Here is a 4,385-nt window from a genome sequence, read left to right on the forward strand (position 1 = left end):
GCCTCAGATAGTCGCCCGAAGGAGTCGCGGCGCGCACGCGGCCCATCCCTCTGCCCGATCCCTCTGCCCGATCCCTCTGCCCCATCCCTCTGTCCCGTCCCCCTATCCCGCCTTCCCAGCCTCCGAGCCGAGCACGGAGCTCCCCTGACCCACGCCCACCGCCCGCCGCCGAAGTGGGGTCGCGAGCCCGGCGGACAGGGCGAGCAGTGCCCCGAGGCCGGCCGTCAGGAGGGCGGTCCGGACGCCCACGGTGTCGGCGAGCACGCCCGAGACTGCCGCGCCGAGGGGCTGGCCGCCCCAGGCGATCATGCGGGCCGTGGTGTTGACGCGGCCCTGGAGGTGTTCGGGGGTGAGCCGCTGGCGGATGACGATGCCGTTGAGGCTGACCAGGGCGTTGGCACTCTGCCAGCAGGCGAGCGCGGCCAGACCCGTCACCGGCCCCGGCGAGGCGGCCCAGCAGGCGAGGAAGACGGTGTTGGCGGCGAGTCCGCCGAGGGTGATCCAGCCGAGGGGCACGGTCTTCTGCAACCGGGGCAGAGCGGTGGCGGCAACGAGCGCCCCCAGCGCGGCGGCGGCCCAGAACAGGCCGACGCGTTCGTCGTCCGGCGCCATCCCGAACGTACGCACGGCGGTGACGACGATCAGCCCGACGACGGCACCCTCGGTGAAGCTGTTGCCGATGCCCAGGAGGGTGAGGGGGCGTATGAGGGGGTGCCCGCGTATGTACCGCAGGCCTTCGGCGATGTCGGCGAGGGTGCCTCGTACGGGCGTACGAGCTTTGGTGCGGGCGCTCGACGCCAGGGGCAGGCGGCTCAGCAGAAGGGCCGCGGCGGCGTAGCTGAGGGCGTCGAGCGTGACCGCCGCGGGTGGGGCGAGGGTGGCGACGAGCAGTCCGGCGGCGGAGGGCCCGACGAGGCCGATCAGGGTGCTCCCGCTCATCATGCGGCCGGTCGCGCGGGCCAGGCCGTCGGGGCCGACCAGGGTGGCGAGGGCGCCGAACGCGGCGGCGTCGAAGAAGACGAAGACCGCGGCGACGGCCGGGCCGGTCAGCATCAACTGGGCCGTGGTGAGCAGGCCGAGCGACGAGGCGACGGGGACGGCCGCGATGAGAACGGCGCTGGACCAACTGCACCAGGTCAGGGTGCGGCGCCGGTCCCAGCGGTCGGCGAGGGCGCCCGCGGGCAGGCCGAGCACGAGGTAGGGCAGGGCCTCCAGGGCGGTGAGCAGGCCGCTGAGGGAGGCGCTGCCGGTGCGCTGGTAGAGCAGGACCGGCAGCGCCACGGCCGTGACCGTGGAACCGGCCCAGGAGACCACGCGCGCGGTGAGGAAGAGGCCGAAGCCGGTGCCGGTGCCGGTCCGGGTGATGACGGCCATCAGAAGGCGTCGGGGTGCAGGGACCTGGCCAGGGTCACGGTGCCGTCGACGGCGCGCAGTTCGGAGAAGTCGGCGGCGGGTACGGCGATGAGCCGGTTGCCGCGTACGGCGCTGGTGGCGGCGAGGTGGGTCCGCAGCCACCGCTCGGAGGCGGCGCGGTCGGCGGCGCCGGTGAAGTGGTAGATGAGGACGTCGGGGTTCCGCTTTGCGAGGGCCTCGACGGAGAGCGGCGCGAAGTTGCTGCCCTGGGGCACGGCGTCGTCGAGGACGTCGCGTCCCCCGGCGCGGCGGACGATGTCGGAGTAGAGCCCGCCGGCGAGGGCGTAGAGCTGTCTGTCGACGATCTGGACCATGGCCGCCGTGGTGGCGGGCCGTCCGGCGAGGGCCTTGTCCACGGCCGACAGCCGTTCGCGGGTCTCGGCCGTGGCGTGACGTGCGGCGGGCCGGGCGTCCAGGAGTGTGCCGAGCGCGGTGAGGTCGGTGGTCGTGGCGGCGAGGGTGGCGGTGCCGGTGGCCTTAGGACAGAAGGCGCTGTCGATGTAGACGGGGACGCCGAGTTTCGCGAGTTCGGCGATGGTGGGCAGCTTCTTGCCGTCGAACTGGTATTCGCCATCGGCGAGGATGAAGTCGGGACGGGCCGCGAGCAGCGCCTCCCGGCCGATCTCCCCGGGCGCGAGCACCGTCACCTTCCGGTAGTCGTCGGCGTATGCGGCCTTGGGCGGGGACTGATTGACCCAGGTCTGACCCGCGATCCGGTCCTTCAGACCGAGCCTGAGCAGGAGTTCGGTGTTGGACGGGAAGAAGGAGACGATCCGCTCGGGGGCCTTCTCGACGCGGACGGTACGGCCACAGTTGGTGACCTGCGCCGGATAGGCCGTGCCGCTGTCCGGGCGGGCGGCCACGGAGGCGGCACCGGTCGTGTCTGTGGCCGCGGGCCCGCCGCCGCACGCGGTGAGTACGAGGGCGGCGGCCACGCCTGTGCCGGACAGGGCGATCCGGGCTGCTGTGAGGTGACGGTGGGTCATTGAACTGCTCCGTTGTGGCTGGGGCGAAGAGGGATGGTGGCGGGCAGCGGCGCGAAGCTCAGCTGGGGCCGCCCGGTGAGCGGATGCGTGCCGAGGGCGGCGTGGACCTGGAAGACCTCGGCGAGCAGCTCGCGGGTGAACACCTCGTCGGGCGGGCCGGAGGCGACCAGGAGTCCGCCGTGCAGGACGTGGACCCGGTCGCAGTAGGCGGCGGCGAGGTTGAGGTCGTGCAGTGCGGCGAGCGTGGTCACCCCGAGGTCGCGCACCAGCTCCAGGAGGTCGAGCTGGGTGCCGATGTCCAGGTGGTTGGTGGGCTCGTCCAGGACGAGCAGCCGCCCCTGCTGGGCCAGCGCCCGGGCGAGCAGGACGCGCTGTTTCTCGCCGCCGGACAGGGAGGCGTACGGCCGGTCGGCGAGGTGCGCCATGCCGACCCGGTCCAGTGTGCCGGCCACGATGTCCCGGTCGGCGGCGCTCTCGCCGGACCAGGGCGTACGGTGCGGGGTCCGGCCCGCGGCGACGACCTCGGCGACGGTGAAGTCGAAGGCGGCCGGGCTCTCCTGGGCCAGTACGGACGTACGGCGAGCGGCCGCCCGCGAGGTCAGGCTCCGCCACACGTCCTGGCCGCCGACCAGGACCGCGCCGGAGGTGGGGCGCGCCGACCGGTACACGGCCCTCAACAGGGTCGACTTGCCGCTTCCGTTGGGCCCGACGATGCCGATGATGTCGCCCTGGGCGGCGTGCAGCGTGGCCCGGCTGACGATCCGTACGCCACCGATGTCGAGGGTGACCGCTTCGAGGCGGGCTTCCATCAGGCCTCCCCCCGTCCGGCCGACGCGGAGCGGTCGCGTCGTAGCAGCCAGAGGAAGAACGGGGCCCCGGCCACGGCGGTGAGGATGCCGAGGGGCAGTTCCATGGGCGCGGCGACGGTACGGGCCGCCAGGTCCGCCAGCAGCAGGAACAGGGCGCCTGTCAGCGCGGTCGCGGGCAGCAGCGACCGGTGGTCGGAGCCGATGAGCAGCCGCACGCTGTGCGGTACGACGAGCCCGACGAACGAGATGCCCCCCGCCACCGCGATGACGGCAGCCGTCAACAGGGCGGAGACGGCGAGGAGTTGAAGCCGCAGCACCTGAACCCGTACGCCGAGGAAGGCGGCCGTCTCCTCCCCCATGGCCAGCGCGTTCAGGGACCGTCCGTGCAGCAGCAGCCAGGCCGTGCAGACCACGACGAGCGCGGCCGGCAGGCCGACATCGGACCACTGCGCGCCCGCGACCGAGCCGAGCAGCCAGAACAGCACGCCGGACACCTGGTCGGGCCGGGCCCGCAGTTGCAGGTAACTGGTGGCGCCCTGAAGCAGATACGACAGGGCGACCCCCGCCAGCACAAGCCTGACCGGTGCCGTGGTCCCCCGCTGCCGGCTCAGCGCGACGACCAGCGCGAGCGTCCCGCAGGCCCCGGCGAAGGCGGCCGCCGGCACCCCGACCCGCAGCGGTCCGAGCAGCCCGGCGGGCCCGAGCGTGAGCACGGCGACGGCGGCGAGCGAGGCGCCGGAGGTGACGCCGAGTACGTAGGGGTCGGCGAGTGGATTGCGTACGACGGTCTGCAGGACCGCCCCGGCGACGGCCAGCCCCGCACCGGCGACCATGGCCAGCAGGGTGCGCGGCACCCGTGAGCCCCAGATGATGGCGTCGTCGATCCCACTGACCCCGGCCGCCCGCCCGCCACCGGTCACCTGCGACACCACATCGCGCCACACCTCCCCGAACGGCACCGAGGCCGCACCGAGGGCGACGGAGCCGAGCGCGGCGACGGGCAGCGCCAGCGACAGACAGAGCAGCACCAGCCGCGCGGACATCACGCGGCGGGCAGGCTTGCGCGCGGTGCCTTCCCGCTCCGGGACGGTGACCCGCGCGGTCCGGAGGGCGGGGCGGGTGGCCCGCCCCAAAACAGGCACGGGGGCGTGGGCGAGCTCGGAGGTGAGGGCCGGGG

4 protein-coding genes are annotated in these 4,385 nt (G+C 73.9%); all 4 read right to left on the bottom strand.

Annotated features, from left to right (window positions below):
• Positions 1–102 precede the first annotated feature (102 nt).
• Positions 103–1,374, bottom strand: coding sequence for an MFS transporter (locus AOK08_RS12790; RefSeq protein ID WP_055525638.1), 1,272 nt, complete (start codon positions 1,372–1,374; stop codon positions 103–105).
• Positions 1,374–2,399, bottom strand: a complete 1,026-nt coding sequence (locus AOK08_RS12795; protein WP_055525639.1) for an ABC transporter substrate-binding protein — start codon at positions 2,397–2,399, stop codon at positions 1,374–1,376. Before AOK08_RS12795 ends, AOK08_RS12790 begins: the two co-directional genes overlap by 1 nt.
• Positions 2,396–3,208, bottom strand: coding sequence for an ABC transporter ATP-binding protein (locus AOK08_RS12800; RefSeq protein ID WP_055525640.1), 813 nt, complete (start codon positions 3,206–3,208; stop codon positions 2,396–2,398). Before AOK08_RS12800 ends, AOK08_RS12795 begins: the two co-directional genes overlap by 4 nt.
• On the bottom strand, positions 3,208–4,385 hold a 1,178-nt coding region (locus AOK08_RS12805), incomplete at its 5' end, for a FecCD family ABC transporter permease (protein WP_479683321.1). The genes AOK08_RS12805 and AOK08_RS12800, both read right to left, overlap by 1 nt.

It is taken from the genome of Streptomyces graminilatus, assembly GCF_001418565.1.
GTDB lineage: Bacteria > Actinomycetota > Actinomycetes > Streptomycetales > Streptomycetaceae > Streptomyces > Streptomyces graminilatus.

Bases quoted from the DNA above. Each gene is read 5' to 3' on its own strand.
- AOK08_RS12790 (WP_055525638.1), bottom strand. From the start codon at position 1,374: ATGGCCGTCATCACCCGGACCGGCACCGGCACCGGCTTCGGCCTCTTC.
- AOK08_RS12795 (WP_055525639.1), bottom strand. From the start codon at position 2,399: ATGACCCACCGTCACCTCACAGCAGCCCGGATCGCCCTGTCCGGCACA.
- AOK08_RS12800 (WP_055525640.1), bottom strand. From the start codon at position 3,208: ATGGAAGCCCGCCTCGAAGCGGTCACCCTCGACATCGGTGGCGTACGG.